This is a genomic window from Natrinema halophilum (assembly GCF_013402815.2).
Taxonomy (GTDB): Archaea; Halobacteriota; Halobacteria; order Halobacteriales; family Natrialbaceae; genus Natrinema; species Natrinema halophilum.
This window is the reverse complement of sequence record NZ_CP084880.1, coordinates 247848-270381: the sequence shown is the minus strand read 5'-3', so window position 1 is coordinate 270381 and position 22534 is coordinate 247848. Positions and strand designations below refer to the sequence as shown.

Genomic DNA, 22534 nt, shown 5'->3' with positions numbered 1-22534 from the left:
AAAGTGCCTATCACTTCCAGTAACCACGTTCTCACTGCTCAGATGTGCCAATGGTGGTGAACAGAAAGACGGAATTGCATTCACGAGTGCAGACGGCGCGATATCTGCCACGGGATCGGAACCGTCGGGATTCGGTGCGCTTGGGAAATGATTCGTTCTTCCATCTGGACCGCAGTTCCCAAGGCAGTAAGTGTTGTCACCGCAGGACACGATGACAGACGCCGTTTTTGTCACAACCATTCGAATGATATACGGTAAGCACGACTGTTCGTTCAGAGTTCAGATCTCGATATCCCGCCGGCTGGATCGTCGTCGAATCTACGTAGATCTGAACATGCGTCATCCTTGTCATTGAATTCATCAGGTTGTCGTTCGCGTCGAACTGGTGTGACACAAACGAATGTGGTAGTATAGCACGAGATCACCCGTCAATCATCGATAATTGGTTCTGAATGATAAGTTTTCTATGAGTAGACGAGCAGTCACTGGGAAAAGTATTTCACGGCAAGTCTACTGCATTCACCATGCCTCTCCCGACTGAAGAGGAGTGGGAACAGTTCGACAGGCTCACCGAGGCTTTCGAGTGGGAGTGGAACCTCCCGGAGAAGTTCAACGCGACGGTGTATCTCTGTGATCGGTGGGCCGACTCCGGTGACCGAACAGCGTTCGTATATCGGAACGAACTCGCCGATGAGGCGGGAACAGTCACATTCCAGGAACTCACTGAATGGACCGGCAAACTCGCGAACTACTTTGAGAGTGTTGGAGTCGAGAAAGGAGACCATATAGCCATCAACGCCCCGCGAGTGGTCGAAACGGTCGTGGCGAATCTCGCAGCTTGGCGGCTGGGCGCCATCTCAGTTCCGATGAGCACGCTATACGGCTCCGACTCGCTAGAGTACATGCTCGCCGACACGGAGGCAGACGTCTGCGTCGTCGACTCATCCAACCTTGAGACATTTCGAGAAGTACGTAGCGAGGTGGATGATATCAGCCAGACGCTCCTGACCGGGGCGGCGGAACCGACAACCGACGAAGCCGCCTTCTGGGACGTGATCGATGCCGAATCCAGCGGGCGCAACCCAGTCGACACCGCCGCCGCCGACGACATGGTAATCATGTATACGAGCGGCACGACTGGTGACCCAAAAGGGGTAGTGCATCCACACAGATCAGTCATCGGGCAGCTGCCGGGGATCTGGGCGAACTTCTTCAACTGCGACCTCCGGGATGAAGACCTCATCTGGTCACCGATGGACCTGAGTTTCGCTGGCGGGTTGACCCAGCTAATCGCCGGGTTATACTTCGGTACGACGGTGTTGCTCTACGAGAGCGGCTCCGGGTTCGAACCCGAAACGCCGCTTCAGCTCGTCGAGAGCCACGGCGTTACACACACGCTATTGCCACCTACCAGTCTCCGACGGATGCAAGGAATGGTTAATCCAGAGGACTACGACCTCGACTCCCTTCGACTGATATTGAGTGGCGGCGAAGCACTCGACACCGGAACCACTGAGTGGGTGCAGCATTCTCTCGACGCCACGATCCACGAATCGTACGCCCAGTCCGAAGCGTGGAACCTGATCGTCGGAGACTGTACAACTCACCAGCCGTTTCGGCACGGCCTGATGGGATATGTGATTCCAGGACATGAAATGGTCGTTCTCGACCCAGACACCCACGACGAACTGGATAACGGGGAAGTCGGGGAACTTGCCATCGACAGGGCAGATCCAGTCATCTTCACCGAGTATTGGAATAAACCTGACCGGACCGCGGAGAAGTTCGTAGAGGACTGGATGCTGACTGAAGACCTTGTCGAGATGCACGAGGACGGTCAAGTGAAATTCATCTCGCGGAAGGACGATGTGATTATTAGCTCCGGGTACCGAATTTCACCCGAGGAAGTCCAAGATTCGGTCGGAACCCACGAAGCCGTGGTCGACGCTGGTGTTATCGGGATTCCGGACGATGAACGCGGCCAAATCGTGAAGGCCTTCATCGTCCTCCGGGACGAATACACGCCGTCTGCCGAATTGAAAGACGAGATACGTCAACACGTGAAACAGCGACTCGCCAAATACAAATACCCCCGCGATATTGTATTCGTCGACGAGCTTCCGTTGAGCCCTCAGGGCTTTATCAAGCGCTCAGTGCTTCACGAGTGGGAAGCGGATGCCGAATCGGATGCCTGACCGAACACCATCGCCCGGGTCTCGGAACAGGGCAAGTTTGACTCGGTGTTCATCGCGGATAATCTCGCTCCCTACGATACCTACCAAGACTCCCAAGAGTCGACCATCACGTCGAGACTGGTCGTATACGGATGGTCAAGCACCGCCCGATACTGGATACTCATGTCGACGTAGTGTGTCGGATAGTGTTGCTGGCGGGACTCGTGGTGCTCGCTGATGGTGAACTCTATTCCGGAACGCTCGGTAACTGTGTCAAGGACATCACGGAGATCGTCTTCTGATCCGTTGTACCGGCCTTCGATGCCGAAATCGAAATCTTCTGAGAATCGCCACGATTGGAGGAAGTACAGTTTGCTCAGCGCCGTTCCACCTTTGAACATGAGGTTCTCGCCAAAGCCACTCGTGAAGATACCCCAGAGAATCCAGGAACTGACGTAGTTCTTCTCAGCATAGCCCTGGCGGCCACCTAGCTCACGGGCAAGGACACGGAGTCGGTTTTGACTGATCATTAGAATCAGGACTCCGTCGGACCGAGCGTGCCCGGGTAGATAGCGTGATGATGTGGCGCTTCTCTCAGAAATTCACTGACTGTTGAGTTAATATTTTATATGTCTGACATTCAGTGTGGATGGATACAGGCCTCTATTGGTGGTATTCTTAAACAGACCGATGACTGAGAATGTAGTAGGAAGGCGAGATGAGCAGGATCACCCATCCACGGCCACCGCTTCCAGAATGGATCTTGGATGCGTACGAGAATCTCTGTACTCATAGCCTGACTCCGACAAGAGTGGTGATCTCAAGTCAAACCACCGAGAGCAAGCGCTCGAGATCCTCGGCAGTTCGGACGAACTGGCCCTCGAACCCGCAGACGCAACCCACGCACTCACTCGATTACTCGAACGTGGGTACTTCTATGAAGTTGATGGTGAACTCCGCGTCACGATGCCGGAAAATGAAGAACCGTAGCCACACTCCTCGTCAGTTTATTGCTGTGCGATGTCCCGAACTTGACGCTCGTGGTCTGCGGACAGTCCAGTTTGCTGGGCACTTTCGAGTTGGGAATCGACCACTGCATTCTGTTTCGGACCCCATACCTCGGGTGGGTGTTCTTTCATGTATTCGACCCACTGACGGACGGCCGTGAACCGCTCTTCCGTGATCTGATCGTGCTTGGCTGCCAGATGCTCAAATTTCTGTGAGTCGCTTATTGGTTCGGGCTAACATCGGCGACGTCTAGATCGGGTTCGTCGAACTCGAGTGCGTCTGCGACAGCGACTGGAAGTTCTGGGCGCGGTGCCGCTTCGTGGCGCTCGATCTTCTCAGTTTTACGAGTATTCTCGTAAAGAGCGCGGGCGGCTGGGAGGCCACGCAGATACTTGTAGTCGTGGAGAATCTCAACGCCGCGTTCCGTGAAGCCGTAGAACTGCGATGGGAGATTACGCGTTCCGTGACTCGGTTCGTAAGTGTACCGTGCGACGATCCCTGCTTCGATCAACGTCTCAAGTTGGTCTTTGATCGCTGCCTGGCTCTTTCCAGTCATGTACTCGAGCTCCGCAAGCGACATGAGATGAGTGGGATGGCCAAGGAGTTCCTGGATGATGAGGTGACGCGTATCCTGGGACAGCAACTTGAACAGTCGCTGCTGTTCCGCGAACGGCCCCGAATCGGGTGTTCCAGTGTGACTCTCGCTCATATGTGCTCCTACGGGGAGCGATGCTATAATGGTTTGGGGCATCCAAGTTGGCTATTATAAGAAAAGCCAATGTGGTTCAGAAGCGATAAGGTGTTCTGGTTTGAACCGTGAGCTGATGAGTGATCCGAATCCCCCGCCCGATGCTGCGGATATTATGACGATAGTTCATGAAGCAGTCGGTGATATCGAACTCGAGCCTGCAGAGAAACGAGAGGTGTGGCGCTTTATCCAGCGGGAATTGCCATATCTCTGGAGTCAACGGACGTCGTACTTCATCCTTGGTAGCTATCGCAACCCCTACATCCGTCACCTCCGCGCCGTACAGAACGAGCTTACGAAGCAACTTGGGGCCTATCCGTTTATTATGGGGGATCTCATCGAACTTCCGACTGAACGGCTCAATACGTTCGATATCATGTTTTCACTGCTGGCGACGTACAGCGACTACATCGTTGGCATCTTCGAGAAGGAAAGCGGTGGCGAAGCATCGGAACTAGGAGAGATCGACGACTCACCGTATTTCGACAAATCGTATGTGTTCCCACGTGACTACTCATGGGTCACTGACGCGAATCTCGAGTCGAAATACCATGTTATCCAAGCAGCCCTCGAAATCGCGTTCACGGACGAGTTGTCAGAGGACAAGATCCAAGCGAAAGTTGACTCGGTCATTGAACGTGCGCAGGACACTGGCGTTAACATCGCTGACCAAGATGTCTGGGACGTGATCACCGTCCGGAAGGACGAGGGAGGGGAACCCGCAACGTACAGCTGGGTTCACCTCAACAAGTTTCGCAAATTCGAATTACATGATCGGTGTTTCTCATGGACGACTGAGGAGGAGCTCCGAACTGCAGTTGCCGACCTTCCGTCGCCAACGCCGCGCCCGGATTGGGAGAAAGACGAAGAATTGTGATAGTGCGGCTGCATACTCGCATCTGCAGTCGCTAGCGCTAGTCAAGCAACCCGTACCTCGTCCTGGGAAACGAGAACACGACATCTTTCAATCGAAAATCGAATTTCGAGATCACTACTTTCGGTCACCGAATCCACGAGTCGCTCGAGCGTTTCGATATCGATCACTCGCAGTTGGTACTCGTCCGGATTGTGTAGTCGATCCGGGTTGATAGCGACATAGTTCCGTTGCGGGATCTCCCGGATTCGTATGGCTCCGGTGTTGTCGAGAAGTTCGATGGCTCGCCATACCGTTGATCGAGTAACCCCAGTTGCATCGACGAGTTCCGGTATCGTATATTCCGTTTCGTGGGCGTTCGCCTGAAGACGGAGGATATCATCTGCAGCCCCGATTCGGAAGACCTCAGTATCCGTATCTGGATACGCGTCGATACACACTGGTATATTTCGTTGCGCAGTTTCAGACGCTATCTGATTTTGTGCGACGAGTTATAGATAGATGGCGGTGCCAATTTACGGTTCATTGCTCCAGTATATGCGCGTATCAAAATTGGCCAAAAAAATAATTAGTATACTGGCATTTGTTTACTAATGTGTTGAAATTAGACAATATCGACCGGCGAAGTTTACTGAAATCCACGGGTGTGCTCAGTGCTGGCACGGCAATGGGCCTCTCTGGCTGTCTCGGGAATAGTGACAGCGACGATGAAACCTTGAAAATCGGCGTCATCGGCGTCCACTCGGGCGTCTTCTCGTCGATGGGACCGCCGCTGCGACGGGGAGCAGATCTCGCAGCGAAACAGATTAACGAGGCGGACGAGGGGTACAACGTCGAACTCATTCACGAGGATTCCGAGGCGAATCCCGACACGGCCGTCACCCGCGCGCGCAAGCTGATCGAAGAGGATAACGTCGACGCGATCACCGGAATGGAGACGAGCAACAGCGCAATCGCCGTGTCGGAATTCTGTGCATCCAGGAACACCCTGCTGGTTTGCAACACACAGTCGATGAACCTTCAGATGGGCGACTGTCAGCGGACGACCTTCCGCGCGCAAGCCAATCTCACCGATAACGGTCGGGCAATGGCGGACATCTTGATCGACCAATATGGTGACGAGATAGACACGATCGCTGGCATCAACCCGGATTACACGTTCGGACACGAATCGTGGGAGGAGTTCACGTCGTATATGGACGAAAATCACGACGTCGAGGTAGCTTACGAGACGTTCACCCAGTTAGGTAAAGGGAACTACCAGAACGAGATACAGGCAATCTCGGACGCCGAACCCGACGTTCTACACACTGGCCTATTCTCGGGCGACCTGATCACGTTCATTCAGCAAGCCAACAGCGTCGATCTGTTCGAGATGGAATCGCTTCAGTCGGACGACGGACCGCAGTTCTGTGCCGTCGGAACCGCGGCCTTTCCAGACGTTCCGGCAGCGTTGGGCGAAGACATGCCGGAGTGCCTGTTGACCGCGACGTACTACCCCTCATTCCCCGACACGGAGGTGAACAACAACTACGTGTCGAGCTTTCAGGAGGAATACGACCGCACGCCAATAGGGTTTGCGAGCGAGGGGTACCAGTTCGTGGACATCGTCAAAGAGGGCGCCGACAAAGCGGGTAGCAAGAATACTGACGATGTCGTCGATGCCCTCGAGGGATTCGAGTACGAGGCGCCCGAGGGCACGATCCGCCTGCGCGAGGAGGATCACCAGGGCATCCAGGAGTACACGATTCAGGGACGAATGGGGCCGGTCGACGAGTTCGACTACTACGGCCTCGCCGAAGTGATTCCTGTCGAAGGCGAGTCTGTCGCCGTTCCGCCGTCCTCAGAGTGTTCCTTAGTGGACTGATATCCGTCACCGTTCGGCCGAAGCGCCGTTCGTCGCCGAAGTGAAAATATAAAATTTCATTTCTCGATTGGTTCTATTGGTTTGATATATAGTTTGTATTTTTGTAATTTGCATTGTTTTATATTATGAACAAGGGCAAAGGTTGGACCGTGTCGGTGAGGTGCGGTTGCTGGCACATCTGCCAGAGAAGTAAGACCCAAGAAATGTCTAACAACTTATGGTATATGTCTCAATCTGAGCGACGACTCTGCGCCAAAAATTGCGTGTTCGGCTTTCGAACCACACTACCGACGATTGGCTGGATGTAGACTTCGAACGCACTCTCGTAGTTCACAACGACGCTTCTCATCACCAGTTTGCGTCGGTGTTCACTCTCACCCGGGAAGTGTTGTCAGTGGTGCTGAACACTCCATCATCACCTATTGGCAGTGATGCTCCAGCATGGACTCCGGAATTCATCCTTCATCACATTCGCGCAATGTTTGACCACGAGTACCCCCTGGCACACAGGTGCGGAGAGAGTTCCGCTAGCGACTAGATCGAGACGTTCCTTCCGGTCGTTCAGTAGTTACGCTGGCCACTCTCGCTTCAGCCTGCACCTCGTGACGCGCTGTGTGCTCCTCAGAAAGCATTTCGTGCCACCACAGTACGGTTCCATCAGCAACGATCACGCTTCTAACCCGGTTGGATTGCACAGTGATGGTGGGAGATGTCATCACCTCGTCGAGCGGAATACTCGATGAGGTCACGGAGGTGCTCAGCGAACGGCGGAGTCGACTGCTGATAGAAATTTCCCGGAGAGAGCGTACCTTCGGAAGTAGAATTGTAACTGCATCAGAAGTCGGAGAGTGTTCAGCGAAGTCGGACGTGACGACCACAAGCAGTGGGAGCAGAAGTAACCCCTCACGCTCGACCACGGATGTCTTTGGCGTGGGTTTCGTACGCTCTGGGGGAAGAAGGGCAGTGAGCCGACATTCAACATCGAATGAGGTGGCTTCAGCCTGTGTTTTTATTTCCACCTACTGCTTCCGAGATGTCGTCCTGATAAGCCGTCGCAGTCATTCAGTTCATCGCTCACAAAAGAGGGGCGATGCTTGGCCAAACGGATCGAATAACGTCGCCCGCCCTGGGAGTGCGTCACGGATGTCTCACCTTCTTCATCGTGTGGCTTCGCCTCGTACTCGATGTAATTCGATCGGGGACTGTCGCCTCTAACGCGTAAACCGTTCTCCGTGAAGATTCATCCCCGTAGTCTGCCGCTAATAAATCAGCTACATTCTATTTTCGATCTAAATATCGGTCTTTTACTTTAAACCGTTGTTTCTTACCCACGGCATTCTTGTCAATTGTATCAATGAACCAAATGTATTTTGGAGCTTGATAACTTGCCAGGTGCTTTTTTGTAAACTGTATTATATCGTTCTCAGTCAATTCCTTATTATTCTTTAGTACGATTGCAGAGGTAATTGCCTCTCCCCATTCTTCGTCATCAACACCGAACACAGCTGCTTCCTGTACGTCAGGATGCTTTTCAATTGTATCTTCTACGAGGATAGCAGAGACGTTTTCTCCACCCGTGATGATAATATCATCTTTTCGCCCAATATATTGAATTCTGTGATCAGAATACCGTCTTACAATATCTCCTGTGTAAAGCCAACCATCTTTGATTTTATCGCTTGTTTTATCGGGCTCTTGCCAATATTCCGTCATCATATGCTCGCCTCGAAATAGTAATTCGCCTCTTTCACCTGGCGGTACTGATTCACCAGTCTCGTCAACCACATCGACTTCACAACGCATCGATGTGCGAACGGCGGAGCAATTCAGATATTTTGGATCATCATTCATATAATCAATGTAGTTGATGAAGCCTCCATTAGCTCCTGCTTCGGTTTGTGCCGCCGCGTTAGTCACATTACATCCAACGAGTTCAATGAATTCACGTCGCTTTTCAGGATCGTGAGGCTCTCCCCCGTCAAAGACCGTATGGAGATTTGAAATATCATATTTATTGAGCAAGTGTTTATTTCGAAGGATCCGATTCATCACAGTTGGCACGATAAATACATAGGATACACATTCATTGTCGATGTGTTTCAACCTATCTTCAAGGGGATTGTCTTCCTCCATTATGATATTTGTACCGCCAAGGTACATTGTGGGAAGGAGTCCGTTAATTAACGCCCCTGCATGAAAGAGTGGTGCCGTTGATAGAGTTCTGATATCGTTATGCAGTTCGTGGAACCCCTTATTTAGAATAATCTGATTCGTGATTGATTCGACTATCGCCTTATGCGATAAGGCAACTCCTTTCGGAATTCCGGTTGTTCCTCCTGTTAAAAATATATTTGCTATTTCGTATTCATCGCCCGGCTGTGCGTCTATTTCCGATAGTAAGGATATATCTGCTGGATCATCATCAAACGGTTTCAACTCTGGATAGGTTCCGTCCATATCTATGAATTTGTCAGGTTTGCCACGGTCATGGATAGGTGAGGCTCGAGAAGAAACAAACGTGAGTTTGGGATCGTATTTTTGGCGTAAATTCGATAGCGTATCCTCATTTAGACGCCAATTCAAGGGCAGTGCGATTGCACCGCATTTCCAAATTGCAAATATTGATTCGATCAGCTTATATGAATTTTTTGAATATATTGCTATGATATCATCAGTGTTAACGTTATAATCACGAAGGGTCTGGGCTAAGGATTCAATACGCTCGGCAAACTCAAGGTAGGTAAGGTCAACGTTGTATGTGAGATCCCGTATTGCGAGATTCTCCGGTGGATGACTCTCAACCACACGCTTAGGGAATTCTCCTAGAACGAGAGGTTTCAAGTGTCGGTAATCTCGAACTTCGTCAGGCACTACCATACATTTGGTATTCAACTTTGGCCATAAATAATTTCCTTGTCGTATTTAGATTGCATTTGATTGGCCCAGATGAATCGCCAGTTATCATCGAATTGAACTGTCACAACATGGAAATTGATTCAAGAAACGGCGGACGCCCTTTGTCCAAAAACGGCTAATTCAAACAATAGTTCCCCACAGCACCCAAACTTTTATGTAATTTTCAATATACTGTACTAACAGGATGAATAACACTTCGGAAAAGGCTGTTCAGTATAGAAATGAAGCCCGCGACTTTATCGAGGACCATTTTGAAGAATTAAGTGAATATAGGGATAAGAATGAATTTCCACATGATTTATACAAGAAGATTTGCCATCTTGGTGGCAATCAGATAATACCGGAAGAATACGGTGGACTCGGCAACGGTGGGATTGTCAGATACCATGTTCTAGAAGGTCTTGGGCCGTATCACCAACTCGTCCATGGAAATAGTTACCACATAGCTAGGATTATTTTAGAGCTCGGTAACGAGAGACAGAAAGGAGAGTTGCTTCCGAAGTTGGCAAATGGAGAAATCATGGGCGCAGTAGCTGTCACTGAACCGGAAGCCGGCTCAAGTTTCGAAAAGATGAAAACGACAGCCGAACGTGAGGGCGATACGTTCAAAATAAACGGGAAAAAATCTCAGCTTCACGAAGGGGCAGAAGCCGACATCATCCTTGTCTGGGCCACGGTCGACGACCAATTGACGACATTTATCGTTCATCAAGATAATCCAGGCTATACACCGACGAAGCAATACGGTATCGTTGGAGGTCGGGAGATTCCTACTTGGGATGCTGAACTCGATGACTGTGTTGTCCCCGATGACCAGGTTCTTGGAGAGATTGGTGATGGATTCGAAGCATTCACAACGGCTTGGGACGAATCGAGGGTCGGAAATGCCAGCGGTCTTATAGGTACTGGAGAGTATGCACTAGATCGTGCATTACATTATGCCAGTCAACGGGAAATTGGAGATAAAGGGTATGTGACTGACTTTCAGGGAAATCGATGGCGAATTGCTGATGCTTATGCCCGTCTCGAGAGTGCGAAGGCACTTCGCGACCGAGCGGTAACCAAAGTAATAGATGATGACCTTACTCCACTAGTATCTGCAACTACCAAGCTAGAGGCAGCAAAGGCTGGAAAAGAGGCGACTGATACGGCGATGGCCATCACTGGAGGCCACGGTATTTATACGAATACTCCTTTCTTTGAGTATATTGGCGATGTCTGGATGTTTCAGACTGGAGGCGGAACTCGGGCAGTGATGCGGAATACAATCGCAGATCGGTTCCTCGAATCCTACGAAGAAAGTCGTGAGAAAGATCAAACCGATGATCAAACGCCTGGCCAGTCATGATGAATAGTAATCGAACTAACAATAGTTGATGCGATATACTCCTGATCCGGAGAAGACGGTACGGGTCACATTTCACAGTCCGCGTTTAGGAAACACTTGAACGGGCACTGTTTAGCATCTCCGCTGGTGGTCGTCCGTTGAGTGGCTGGTGAGGCCGTTGCGTGTTATAGTGGGGGCTATTCAAGCCGTCTACGACGCTGGCCCGACTGCCGACTGTAGATTACCGATCCGAAGTTCGTATCGACCACGCCGGTTGGATCACTCGCTAGGGGTTTCACAGCCCCGATTCCCCCCGCTGACCGAAGGGTGAGGGTCGAATTCGATCTGTTTCACAGTTGCTTCCAGAATCAGGTTCGTATCGAGCCACGCACACCTTCCTGCGGACCTGGGATATTTCAGTCGCTGGGTCGAGAGAGCTCACGGTTCGCCAACAAGAAGCGTATTCTCACGTCTGTTCAACCAGCACTCAACTAGCCGACGTCACGGAACTTCGTCACGATGAACCACGGACTTCTACTGTCGAATACCCGCGGCGTAACGGAACTCGATCAGGTTAAAAAGTCGAATTCCCCGCCCAAGTACGATAGATAGCATTCGATCAGCATCCGAGCCGTGTAACCAGCTAGCATAGAAGGCCCCGTCAAACGGTTCCCTCACAGTGGTACCGGTGATATAGATAAACGGCCACTTCACAGTTGTGATGATACTGAAAAATAGCAGACGGTCCAGGCGATCAATTTCCACGTATTTGCCTGATTAAACCGTACATGAACACGAGGCCAGCTAGAACACCGATCGCGTCGAACAGGCGCAGTCGAACGTCCAGCAACTCCGGAGTCGCCTCGTCACCGTCGCCGAGGACAGACACGAACGGCTTGCCGACACCGATCACATCGGTATTCAAACCCCGGGCGTGTTCGTCGACATGAGCGTCATCTGTGAAGAGTGTGGGGCCCAATTTGATATCGGGGATATCGACGAGGACGTGCAGTGTGACTGTGCCCAACTGGATCAATGATATCGCTGTCGGTACCTGCAGGCCTGCCGTTTGACTCCTGTCGGCCAGTCGTTCAGTCGCTGGCAACGCGAGCAACTCGGTCGCGAGCGCGCGACCGGTCCGAGGGAACGGGGAAAGCCGTACGTTTATGTACTGAAACCGCCAACCTGTCGGTAAATGGATAGTGACGTAAAGCTACACAGAGACATTACAGTCGATGTGAACAACGTCGGCGGTATCGATCAGGCCGCGGTCGAATTCTCACCCGGAGTGACGGTGCTTGCAGGGCGGCACGCGACCAACCGAACATCGTTTCTCAACGGAATCATGGCCACGCTCGGCAGCGACAATGCCTCGATCAAGGCGGATGTCGAATCGGATGCCCGACTGTCAACGAGAGTTATTGCTTTAAGCGTTTGAACCGGATAATTCGTCCAGCGGCAGTAGCGCCTGCTGGCACTTTCGCGGTCGAATCCCGATACAAAACCGGACGAAGATATGGCGATGGCGGCCTTCGAGTGTCGACACTCATTGAACGTGAGATGGCCCGAAACGAGGCCCGTCAGTCGTCCTCTTCCGACCCTCGCCGCCGAACGAGGTTGTGCGAGATAACCGACATCACTTCCTCGTCGTCGTCGGTGTATGCACGCCGCATTAGATCGACGTATCCGCGGTCGGAGTGGCTGTTGCTCGGCGTTTTCTCGAGTACTTCTACGCGTACCGAAAGCGTATCGCCGGGGCGGACGGGCGTGTACCACCTGAGTTCGTCCATCCCGCTGCCGCCCATGTTCGCGATGTTACTCAGACAGGCGTCGATGCTCAACCGAGTGGCGATAGAGAGCGTGTGGAGTCCGCTGGCGACTAGTCCGCCGAACATCGAGTCCTCGGCTGCCGCTTCGTCGACGTGAAATGGCTGCGGGTCGAACTGCTTTGCAAACGAGATAATCTCCTGTTTCGTTACCGTGTGCGAATCGCTATTGAACGTCTCTCCCTCACTCAGATCTTCGAAGTGCTTCGTCATGGGCGGTCAAACGAAGACGACTCGGAAATAGTCTCCGTCATACGTCCGAACAGTAGGTATCGTGCGTTCGAACAGCTAATGCGACTTACCGACCCTGAAATTGCAGCTCCCGCTTCTCGAGGATCGCAGCCATCGCCTCGCTTTGATGGTACGTATCGAAGCAAGCGGCGATCACCTCGAGGCTGTGATTGATGCCCGATTCGATACCGTTCGATCGGAGTGCCCGAAAGACCTGCGACTGCCACTCGAGGATACGAGGGGTCTTGCTGGCTAGCGTCTCGACGAGGTCGTCTACAGTCTCGTCGAACGCGTCCGGCGCGACCGCGGAGTTAACCAATCCAAATTCCTCGGCCTCTCGGCCAGATCGGAGACGGTATCGGTTGAGGACGGACGACCCGCTGTAGCGGGCGAATTCGCCGATTGCCTCGAACTGGTACCGCGGGGATTTGACCGACCGGCGCCGACAGACGCTGGTCGGGCAGGTCACAGGGATTAATGTTCGAGGAGGTGTTGCCCTCCACGATGACGGCCTTCGATAAGATTTCGGTCACGACGGACGAATCGAACGAGCGGATCGTCCACGTTCTGCTCGACAGCGAAGCTCAGCACAACACGCTCGATTTACAGACGATACAGGAGCTGGACGACGCGTTTACGGCAGCCGACCGTAAGACGGATATCGACGCGATCGTTCTCGGGACGACCAGTGACGTCTTCTGTTCGGGGGCCGACCTCGGGACCCTGACCGAGATGTCGTTCGAAGAGGGGACGCGCTGGATGAGCCAATACTTCGAGGCGATCGACGTGCTCAGAGAGACGGGGAAACCGACGATCGCTGCCATTGAAGGGGTCTGCGCAGCCGGCGGAAACGAGCTCGCGATGGGATGTGATCTGATCGTCGCCGGTGAATCGGCTACATTTGGGCAGCCGGAAGTGGGCGTCGGATCGACCGCTGCCGGCGGTGGTGTCCAGTTGCTCCCATTGCTCGTCGGCGAAAAACGGGCGCGAGAGATGCTGTTGCTCGGAGAGATGTATCCCGCGTCACAGATGCAGGAGTGGGGACTACTCAACCGTGTCGTCCCTGACGGCACCGCTCGTGACGAAGCTGTTTCGCTTGCAGAAGACATCGTTTCCACCAAGAGTCCACAGGCCTACCGCACCATCAAATCGATCATGAAAACCTGGACGAACATCGGCATGGTCAATCGAGAGATGGCTCGAGACATGACGGCAGCAGTCTGGGATTCCGAGGAATTTCGCGATCGAGCCGAGTCGTTCGTCAGCGGGGACGAGCACACAGCAAGGTCGTTCACCGGCTCTCAACCGGCTAACAAAGAGTAACGCTGTCGCGGTTTGCCTCGGATCGCCCCGATTTCCCTACTCGCCCGTGAATTCGGGATCACGATCTTCTTCGAACGCGGCAACAGCTTCGGCGTGATCGTCCGTTTCGCGACACTCCCCGATCGCCTCGATCGCGTGTTCGAGACCCGTCTCCAGGTTGACGTCGTGAGCTTCGTTGATGAGTTGCTTTGCGTTTCCGAGTGCGACGGAGGGGCCGTTCGCCAACTCGCGAGCGCGATCGAATGCGACCTCTCGAGTGCGATCGGCACCTCCGTCGACGACCGTCGATGCGATGCCGAGTTCGCCGGCCTCTGTGCCGGAGATCTGACGGCCGGAGAAGATCAGGTCCTTCGCAACCTCTTCACCGACGAGTCGGGGCAGCATGTATGCCCCGCCGTCGCCCGGCGATAGTCCGACGTTCACGTAAGATTGACTGAGCGTGGCATCAGCCTTGACGACTTTGATGTCACAGCCCAGGGCGAGATCCATCCCGGCTCCCATCGCATATCCGTTTATCGCGCCGACAACTGGAAGTGGTGAGCGGCGGAGCGCCTTGAGCACCCGCTGTGCTCGGTGGACGGTATCCAACGCCTCCGGCGTCGATCGGCTGAGCCCACCTTCCTCACCGAGGTCGACGCCGGCGCAGAACGCTCGGTCGCCGGCAGCCGTGAACATGATCGAACGAACGTCGTCGTCCGCCTCGAACGTTCGGATCGCGTCGTGTAGTCCCTCGAGAACACGAGGAGTAAACGCGTTCATATTCTCCGGCCGATCGATTCTCATTCGGCCGACTCCTTCCGTGATCGTAGTGGTAACGACATCAGCAGACATGATCGGAGCCACGAAACGTCGACGAATAACGTTTTCCCTCGATGATTGATGTGCTACGTACGAGGTCGGAAACCGTACTCAGCTGAGCCCGAATAGATTGCTCCGAGAGTGCTCTAGAGGGGTCTTGGTGACTCTATGGGAGTCTTGGTGACTCTATGGGAGTCTTGGTGACTCTATGACTACCGACGGAGGTCCTCCTGTAGCGAAACTAATATACCACCGGTCGCAGACCTATTGGGTATATTAATTGATAGTAAACCCTCACGTCAGCTCCGGCAGGATATCGATTACCAGTTCGTAGACCAGAAGAACGCCACCGGTTACTGCCGCGAGTTGACTGGGATTCGAGAGCATTCACGCCGATTGCTGCCGCGACTGGGACACCGTTCGGGAGCAACAGCGTCGACTATCGAGACATTCCCGGTGAAACAACAGGAGAGGTAAACGATGACCGCACCCCGTTCGTCGTATCGAACGACCGCCCCCCTGAGAACGGGTCGGATACGAATTCTGCGACAAGAATTGGCGCCGGAACGCACTCAGTGATGGACATGACACGACAATTCGATGATCGGTACTAAATCGACACCACAATTTCCGCTGTCCGACATCACTGTCGTAGAATTCGATTATCTCGTCGTAGCACTCTTCACAGGACTTATGCTCGGCGATCTCGGTGCCAAAGTGATCAAAGTCGACCAACCGGGAATCGGGGACATGAACCGTCAGTCGGGCGATTCCGGCTCTCAGTCTTCACCAAGGAACAGGATTTGAGAGGGAGCATTCACATCGAATAAACTGCCGCCCTCTCGCACTGAGACACCCCCTTATCGATCTGTTTCTGAGATAACTAGTCCATCGGCAGTGAATGTTTGGCTACCGCGACAGGTGCCAATTTCCAGCGTCGTTTTAGAAACCTCGAAACAGAGTTCGGATCGGTCTCTACCCCTGTCCTCGATTGTTTCCGGTCATATCCTCGCCGATGTGACGCATCCAGCTAATTGTGGGTGGTAGTTACGTAAGCAACGCGTCAGCGATGATGCGCTTTTGAATCTCGTTCGTTCCTTCAAAAATACGCGTCAATCGTGCATCCCGCCAGTATCGTTCGACGTCGAAATCGGTCGTATAGCCGTATCCGCCATGAATCTGAATCCCTTCGCTAGTTACTTTCTCGGCGATATCGCTGGCAAATAGTTTCGCCATCGCAGCTTCGGCGTCGGCTCGTTCACCGGAGTCGACCGAATCTGCAACGAGCAACATCAACGCGCGCGCAGCCTCAACCTGCGTGGCCATCTCAGCCAGTTTGAACCGGATTGCCTGGAATTCGGAGATTGGTTCATCGAACTGCACGCGCTCTTGAGCATAGTCAACCGAGTCTTCGATCGCTCCTCGGGCTAATCCCACCGACCGAGCTGCAGTGTGAACGCGGCCTTCCTCGAAGAAATCCATAATCTGATAGAAACCGTTCCCCTCTTCACCGCCGACGAGTTTATCGGCGCTGACGCGCACGTCGTCGAAGTTTACTTCCCACGTTTTCCATCCGTGATAGCCGATTTTGTCGATCGATTGTCCGCTGAGCCCGTCACGATCAAACGTGCCAGCCGGTTTTTCGACGATAAAACCCGAAATACCGCGATGGGCTGGCTCCGCGTCCGGATCAGTTACCGCGTACGTGAGAATGAAATCAGATCCTTTCGCGAACGTCGTCCACGTCTTCTGACCGTTGAGGACGTACTCGTCACCGTCGCGCTCGGCGCGGGTCTGCATATTCGCGACGTCACTACCCGCGTTCGGCTCGCTGATTGCGATACTTTTGAGCGCGTCACCGGACGCCATCTTTGGCAAATACTCTTCTTTCTGCGCTTCAGTGGCCCCGGCCAGACTCTGCCCACGAGCGATGATACTCCCCACACTGAGCCACCCTCTAGATAGCTCTTCGGCGATTATCGCATACGATTTCAGATCCATTCCGAGTCCACCATACTCTTCATCGATCAAAATACCAAAAAATCCCATTTCTGCCAGTTGATCGACGAGATTGTCTGACATCTCTTCTTTCTTCGGATCGCGTTCGCTCGCCTCGGGAATTACCTCGTTCGCGACGAACCGCTTCGTTTCATCGCGCAGCATCCTATGTTCGTTTGACAGGATAGTATCCGAAATATTGTTCATGCAGGTATCTCGTCCCGCTATCGTTTATTAAATCTTTTAATATCTTCCCGAACGGACGGGAACTGACAGAAAGCAAATGATATTATTGGACTGTTTTTGTTGCGTTTCTTTGTTCAATATGTTCAAACCCTCCAGCGGAGATTCATATTGGGTCCGACTCGATCGCACGCATATATGATCGTTCGAACAATTGGTATGTGGCTGATCCACTCTCGCACCCGGTCCATTCTCCAACGAATAGTAACGACGCGTCCTATCTTTGAGTAGACGCAGACGGCGATTCGATCAATTGAGGAATTTTAATAGCACACGTCCACCATTCTTGATTTCCGTCAAACCAGTCGTCTCGATTTCCGTCAAACCAGTCATCGATACTATATCAGGTCGAAATGGCGAAATCTCTACACCACACCAGAATAAACAGAAGACTTTACTGTGCATGTTGTGACCCCCGATAAAATACTATCCCTATCAGCGGAGCAGGAGATGGTAGTATTATCACTAGAGGAACTCGCCCAAACGAAATTTTTGGATATTGCGTTCTCCTGGGACGGCGAGGTACCGATGGAGAACATCGAGTTGCTCGCCGACCGGGGGTATCTTGGATTGAATATCGCAGAAGAGTACGGCGGCGGCATGGGCGAATTCGAAGCAGTGCTCAGTATCGAAGCTGTCGGACAGGTCTGTCCTGAAACGGCCGAATATCTCTACAAACAGCAGGTGGTCGCACCCCGAACGATCTAGATGTTCGGGAGTGACGCTGTCAAAGAGCGGTACCTTCCTGGGGTCACGTCGGGTGACGACGTAATCGCGATTGCCATTTCCGAACCCGAAGCCGGATCGGACGTCGGTGCGATGGTTTCATGTTCATAATGGCGGAACGCATCACAGTGATAGCGATTGCCTAGGGTGGCCGGTATCATCATTGGGCGAGGCGACCAGTAGCGTGACTAGTCGAGACGACAGAGAATGCAAATATTCGAGACTTGCTTTACAATAGTACTGGTGGAAGGAAGAGAAAGTGAGTACTGGTGGAAGGAAGAGAAAGTGAGTACTGGTGGAAAGCGGCGAAGGTCAATTACTCACCGACTATTCGAAGGGAAACGATTTTGAGGATGATACACCAGAAGTACGATGAGCATGACGATCAGGAGACTACGGAACTGGAAACACGAGATCTGGAGGGAAGACTCAGATGGGTAACCCTATCGACAGCGAACGACGATGCGCGTGCAAAATCGGTCGAACGATCGAACAGTACGGTCTTACTGATCTCAACGAGGAGATTCGACACCGTCGTGACGGACAGAATGCGAGTCTTCGGGTTCTAGCCGATTACATTAATAAACAAATTCTCGAAGCGGCACTTGCCGAGGCGGAAACTGACCTCACGAACGTCGCGTACGGTGCCGTGAGCGCCGATGATGCACTATCAGCAGTATATGAAACCCTTGCAGACGACCAGATACCGGCCGATCGTGAAGCGAGAGTTCGCAAACGCTTCGAACAGAACGGTATAGATCTCGGTGAGATCGAGTCGAACTGGGTCACCCACCCGACCGTTCGGTCACATCTCAACAACTGTTTAGATATCGACACTTCGCGTGGAATTCGCATTACGACCAACGCAGCCCGAAATACGATCGAATGGGCACGCACCCGATGCGGACAGGTCGTCGAACAGACGATATCGCGACTAGTTAGCGCGGACATCGTTACAATGCAGAGCACTGATGTTTCGGTCATGATACAGATAACGTGCCCGGAGTGTGGCAATACGTACCGATTCGGGGAGTTACTCGAACAGGAATCGTGTGCGTGCAGTTCAGATGAAACGGCTGAACCCACCCCTAAATGAGTGTGACTTGCTTCGTCGCTGCTTGACTTGCTTCGTCGCTGCTTTTTCACCCCTCGCGCTTCACCCCTCGCGCTCAATTATGATTTTCGGGCATATTCAGTGGGACACGTTTTGAACTTCGAGATTTATTTTTCGTTCCCGATGTGGAATTCGATGACATCAATAAGCGAGTTCAGCCACTAATCTGAAATTGAATTCCATCGTTCTCCCCTGGAATGACACTGTTATTTTCCGGAGGAACCCTGTTTCGTGACGATTTGTCTCATGACGGTCCGTTTCATTCATACCTAATGTATTATACAGAAACAATATATTATACAGAAAGAATTGAAACGAGACATTATACAGAAAGAAGCGGCGTAGAATTTGTGAGAGTGGAAGCCGTAGAATTTAAATGGCACGGTGCGATAAAGAGGAATAATGTCATATCCGGACGAGACTGTACAGAAGCCGACTATCGACGAGCGGGTCGAACTGGACGTTACTAACTTGGGCGGCATCAATTCGTGCTCCGTCGAATTCCAGAACGGGGTCAATCTTCTCACGGGGAGAAATGCAACCAATCGAACAAGTCTTCTACGAGCGGTCAGTGACATTCTCGGTGGGACGAATGCGACGCTCAAAAGCGATGCTGACGAAGGCCACGTTACACTCACCGTTGGTGACAGGGAGTATTCGCGCCACTACAAACGGACGGAAACCGGGGTTCAGGTGACTGGAGAACCCTATATGGAGAACAATGAACTGATCGATCTTTTCATCTCGCTTCTCGAAGATAACCCGGCACGCCTCGCAATAGAGCGCGGTGACAACCTCCGAGAAATCATCATGCGGCCAGTAGATACAGCAGAAATCGAACGCCGCATCCAGCATCTAAAAAGAGAACGCGAGCAAATCAGTGCAGAGCTCGATCAAATCGAACGGCGTTCGAATACGTTACCGAACCTCGAGGAAAAGCGGCAGACGCTTTCAGCGGAGATCGAGTCGCTCGAAGAGGAGATCGAGATGCTTCGGTCGAAAGTGACCGAATACGAGGCTAACGCCGAGATGGCAGAAGAGGCCGAAGAACTCGTCGATAGGCTCGACGAACGGCGGAAAGAACATAGCGAACTCACGGACCAGATCGATCTCATTGCAGCGGAAATCGATGCCCTAAAAGAACGGCCAGCGGAACTTCGCTCGAAACGTGACGATCTATCAGAGGACACTCAAGCAGATTTGAACGCAATACAGGGGGAACTCCGATCCAACCGGAACCGAAAGCGAAAACTCGAGAATACGGTATCAGATCTCGCTTCGATCGTCGAATTCAACGAAGATATACTCTCCGAGAGTATATCCAATTTGCCCGATGAACCATCCACCGATGGACCTGTTACGGAACTCGCCCCCGAATCGGACCAGGAAGTCACCTGTTGGACCTGCGGAAATCGAGCCGATAGAGGAGCGATAGCAGATCGCCTTGAGAATCTTCGAAATGTCGTCACTGAAAAACGAAACGAGATCTCCGATCTCGAGTCGCGAATTAACGAACTAGAGAACGAACAAATGGAGATTCGAGACGCGATCGAGGAGCGAGAACGCCTTAGCAGTGAAATAAACGATGTCGAACGCAAACTCGAGGCAAAAAAAGAGCGCAAGGCAGACCTCGAAGCGGAAGTAAAAGAAGTGGGCAAAACGATTAGCGAACTCGAATCCGATGTCGCCGACACTGAGGAACTTCGCGACAGCGATCTATTAGAAACATACGAGCAAATAAGCGATTTACAGTACGAACAGGGCCAGAAGCAACAGGAGCTAGCATCAGTCGAAGAAGAGATCGACGAGATCGAATCGCTACCAGATAAATCGACGCTGCAGGATCAACTCGACGAAATCCGCCAAGAACTCAATCGCGAGCGCGGTCGAGTGGCTGAAATCGAATCCGAATCCGTTTCAAAGTTCAACAAGCACATGGACGAAGTACTAAATATCCTCAATTATCGAAACATATCACGTGTCTGGATTGAACGAAAAGAATCGCAGGCGAGAAGTGGGGATGAAACGACGTTCGACCTGCACCTCGTACGAGAATCGGGAACCGGATCCGTTTACGAAGACATAGTAGCAAACCTAAGCGAAAGCGAACGCGAGGTGATCGGCTTGGTAGTTGCACTCGCAGGCTATCTTGTTCACGAGGTATACCAAGAAGTACCGTTCGTGTTGTTGGATTCGTTAGAGGCGATCGATTCTGAACGTATCGCAGACCTGGTCGAATACTTTTCTGCGTATTCGTCGTACCTTATCGTCGCACTCCTCCCCGAAGATGCGTCTCGTATTACGGATCAATATACACAGATAACGGCAGATCAACTGAGTTAACGCAGTCAGCCGGCAGTAATATCTGATCACAGATACCTTATGTCTCGTACGTTCTTCTCTTCGGTGACCAAATTCGGTCCTAACCCTTTCAGTGACCAAATTCAGTCCTAACCCGATTTGGATCTAAACCGTTCAAACACGGAGATCTGGCCTAATACGGTGATAACACAACGTTCATATCCGTGATTTGTGAATCGATTCTCATGGGACTCAGTGCCTTCTCGCTGAAAGGCAATGTAGCGGTAGTGACGGGAGGTAGTCGCGGTATTGGCGAAGAAATCGCGGTCGCCATGGCCAAGTCAGGAGCAGACGTCGCCCCAGTCGCTCGGTCCGAAGACGCTCTCGAGGCAACGGCGGACCGTATCGAAGATGCCGGCGGGACTGCCCACCCGTGTACGCTCGACGTGACTGACGGGGCATCCGTTGAGGCGATGTTCGACGACGTCGAGGCGTCGCTTGGTTGCGTCGACGTGCTCGTAAACAATGCTGGAGTCAACCCATTCTTCGGAGACGCCCGGAACCTGGACATGGAGACATGGAACAAAATTCTTGGAGTTAACGTTACAGGCGCGTTTCGTTGTTCGCGTGAGTTCGGCCGTCGAATCGATGATCGGGACGGAACAGGTTCTATTGTGAACGTCGCCAGCGTCGGCGGTGTCGTCGCACTCCCATACCAAACGCCGTATACAGCCTCAAAACATGCTCTGGTCGGAATGACGAAATCACTAGCTGTCGAGTGGACTCCAGAGATCCGTGTAAACGCCCTGGCACCGGGATACGTAAAAACCGAATTCACGAAGGGCGTCCGTGAAAACGAGAACATTCGCGAAGACATCCTCGAGTCAATCCCGCAGAACCGATTTGCAGATCCCGACGAAGTTGCTGCGAGCGCCGTATACCTTGCAAGCGATGCTGCTGGGTACGTCACAGGTGAAGTTCACGTTGCTGACGGAGGGATAGCAGCCCAGTAAGTGTCACTGCGAACTGAGCATCGATCTGAATTACATTTCAAAAGAAA

Annotated in this window: 19 protein-coding genes and 3 pseudogenes; 12 read left to right on the top strand and 10 right to left on the bottom strand. The window is 52.4% G+C overall.

The window, feature by feature from the left end; all coding sequences use genetic code 11:
• The first annotated feature begins 524 nt into the window (after positions 1-524).
• Positions 525-2195, top strand: a complete 1671-nt coding sequence (locus tag HYG82_RS43095) for an acetate--CoA ligase (protein WP_235217958.1) — start codon at positions 525-527, stop codon at positions 2193-2195.
• A 92-nt stretch (positions 2196-2287) separates the two neighbouring features.
• Here HYG82_RS43095 and HYG82_RS43090 read toward each other — a convergent pair.
• Positions 2288-2704: pseudogene (locus HYG82_RS43090) on the bottom strand (nucleotidyl transferase AbiEii/AbiGii toxin family protein); the annotation flags it as partial.
• Positions 2705-2892: 188 nt separating this feature from the next.
• On the opposite strand from HYG82_RS43090, the pseudogene HYG82_RS43085 reads away from it, so the two are divergent.
• Positions 2893-3164 (top strand): annotated as a pseudogene (locus tag HYG82_RS43085) (hypothetical protein).
• A 17-nt stretch (positions 3165-3181) separates the two neighbouring features.
• On the opposite strand, the gene HYG82_RS44840 reads toward HYG82_RS43085, so the two are convergent.
• Together HYG82_RS44840 and HYG82_RS43080 are read right to left on the bottom strand one after the other, a co-directional pair.
• Positions 3182-3379, bottom strand: coding sequence for a DUF8150 family protein (locus HYG82_RS44840; RefSeq protein ID WP_484549572.1), 198 nt, complete (start codon positions 3377-3379; stop codon positions 3182-3184).
• Between the two features lie 23 nt (positions 3380-3402).
• Positions 3403-3891 (bottom strand): winged helix-turn-helix domain-containing protein, encoded by a 489-nt coding sequence (locus tag HYG82_RS43080; RefSeq protein WP_235217957.1) that lies wholly within the window; start codon positions 3889-3891, stop codon positions 3403-3405.
• A 115-nt stretch (positions 3892-4006) separates the two neighbouring features.
• Here HYG82_RS43080 and HYG82_RS43075 point away from each other — a divergent pair, with 115 nt between their 5' ends.
• Complete coding sequence (locus HYG82_RS43075) at positions 4007-4807, top strand: DUF8170 family protein (protein ID WP_235217956.1); 801 nt, start codon at positions 4007-4009, stop codon at positions 4805-4807.
• 182 nt (positions 4808-4989) lie between these two features.
• Here HYG82_RS43075 and HYG82_RS43070 read toward each other — a convergent pair.
• Positions 4990-5277: pseudogene (locus tag HYG82_RS43070) on the bottom strand (helix-turn-helix transcriptional regulator); the annotation flags it as partial.
• Between the two features lie 194 nt (positions 5278-5471).
• Between HYG82_RS43070 and HYG82_RS43065 the strand changes: the two are divergent.
• Positions 5472-6671, top strand: coding sequence for an ABC transporter substrate-binding protein (locus HYG82_RS43065; RefSeq protein WP_235217955.1), 1200 nt, complete (start codon positions 5472-5474; stop codon positions 6669-6671).
• A 1278-nt stretch (positions 6672-7949) separates the two neighbouring features.
• On the opposite strand, the gene HYG82_RS43060 is transcribed toward HYG82_RS43065, so the two are convergent.
• On the bottom strand, positions 7950-9548 hold the full coding sequence (locus tag HYG82_RS43060) for a class I adenylate-forming enzyme family protein (RefSeq protein ID WP_235217954.1): 1599 nt from the start codon (positions 9546-9548) through the stop codon (positions 7950-7952).
• 223 nt (positions 9549-9771) lie between these two features.
• Here HYG82_RS43060 and HYG82_RS43055 point away from each other — a divergent pair, with 223 nt between their 5' ends.
• Positions 9772-10935 carry an acyl-CoA dehydrogenase family protein gene (locus HYG82_RS43055; protein WP_235217953.1) on the top strand — a complete coding sequence of 388 codons (1164 nt, stop codon included), beginning with the start codon at positions 9772-9774 and terminating at the stop codon, positions 10933-10935.
• A 733-nt stretch (positions 10936-11668) separates the two neighbouring features.
• On the opposite strand, the gene HYG82_RS43050 is transcribed toward HYG82_RS43055, so the two are convergent.
• Positions 11669-12019 (bottom strand): hypothetical protein, encoded by a 351-nt coding sequence (locus HYG82_RS43050; RefSeq protein WP_235217952.1) that lies wholly within the window; start codon positions 12017-12019, stop codon positions 11669-11671.
• A 90-nt stretch (positions 12020-12109) separates the two neighbouring features.
• Between HYG82_RS43050 and HYG82_RS43045 the strand changes: the two genes are divergently transcribed.
• Positions 12110-12352 carry a P-loop NTPase family protein gene (locus HYG82_RS43045; protein WP_425495431.1) on the top strand — a complete coding sequence of 81 codons (243 nt, stop codon included), beginning with the start codon at positions 12110-12112 and terminating at the stop codon, positions 12350-12352.
• Between the two features lie 142 nt (positions 12353-12494).
• Here the strand turns inward: HYG82_RS43045 and HYG82_RS43035 are convergent, their stop codons facing one another.
• Together HYG82_RS43035 and HYG82_RS43030 are read right to left on the bottom strand one after the other, a co-directional pair.
• Positions 12495-12953, bottom strand: a complete 459-nt coding sequence (locus HYG82_RS43035) for a MaoC family dehydratase (protein WP_235217951.1) — start codon at positions 12951-12953, stop codon at positions 12495-12497.
• 85 nt (positions 12954-13038) lie between these two features.
• Positions 13039-13440, bottom strand: coding sequence for an enoyl-CoA hydratase/isomerase family protein (locus HYG82_RS43030; protein ID WP_235217950.1), 402 nt, complete (start codon positions 13438-13440; stop codon positions 13039-13041).
• 35 nt (positions 13441-13475) lie between these two features.
• Between HYG82_RS43030 and HYG82_RS43025 the strand changes: the two genes are divergently transcribed.
• Positions 13476-14294, top strand: coding sequence for an enoyl-CoA hydratase/isomerase family protein (locus HYG82_RS43025; protein WP_235217949.1), 819 nt, complete (start codon positions 13476-13478; stop codon positions 14292-14294).
• Positions 14295-14330: 36 nt separating this feature from the next.
• Here the strand turns inward: HYG82_RS43025 and HYG82_RS43020 are convergent, their stop codons facing one another.
• A complete protein-coding gene (locus HYG82_RS43020; protein ID WP_235217948.1) occupies positions 14331-15125 on the bottom strand; it encodes an enoyl-CoA hydratase/isomerase family protein in 795 nt (264 codons plus the stop codon).
• Positions 15126-15692: 567 nt separating this feature from the next.
• Between HYG82_RS43020 and HYG82_RS44785 the strand changes: the two genes are divergently transcribed.
• Complete coding sequence (locus tag HYG82_RS44785) at positions 15693-15899, top strand: CoA transferase (protein WP_425495430.1); 207 nt, start codon at positions 15693-15695, stop codon at positions 15897-15899.
• A gap of 240 nt (positions 15900-16139) precedes the next feature.
• Here the strand turns inward: HYG82_RS44785 and HYG82_RS43015 are convergent, their stop codons facing one another.
• Complete coding sequence (locus tag HYG82_RS43015; protein ID WP_235217947.1) at positions 16140-17297, bottom strand: acyl-CoA dehydrogenase family protein; 1158 nt, start codon at positions 17295-17297, stop codon at positions 16140-16142.
• A 435-nt stretch (positions 17298-17732) separates the two neighbouring features.
• Between HYG82_RS43015 and HYG82_RS43010 the strand changes: the two genes are divergently transcribed.
• From HYG82_RS43010 to HYG82_RS42995, 4 genes are all read left to right on the top strand, one after another.
• On the top strand, positions 17733-18041 hold the full coding sequence (locus HYG82_RS43010) for an acyl-CoA dehydrogenase family protein (RefSeq protein WP_343233117.1): 309 nt from the start codon (positions 17733-17735) through the stop codon (positions 18039-18041).
• Between the two features lie 451 nt (positions 18042-18492).
• Positions 18493-19155: a rod-determining factor RdfA gene (rdfA, locus tag HYG82_RS43005; RefSeq protein ID WP_235217945.1), complete on the top strand. Its 663-nt coding sequence runs from the start codon at positions 18493-18495 to the stop codon at positions 19153-19155.
• Between the two features lie 420 nt (positions 19156-19575).
• Complete coding sequence (locus HYG82_RS43000) at positions 19576-21516, top strand: archaea-specific SMC-related protein (RefSeq protein ID WP_235217944.1); 1941 nt, start codon at positions 19576-19578, stop codon at positions 21514-21516.
• A gap of 203 nt (positions 21517-21719) precedes the next feature.
• Positions 21720-22487, top strand: coding sequence for an SDR family NAD(P)-dependent oxidoreductase (locus HYG82_RS42995; RefSeq protein WP_235217943.1), 768 nt, complete (start codon positions 21720-21722; stop codon positions 22485-22487).
• The last annotated feature ends 47 nt before the right edge of the window (positions 22488-22534 follow it).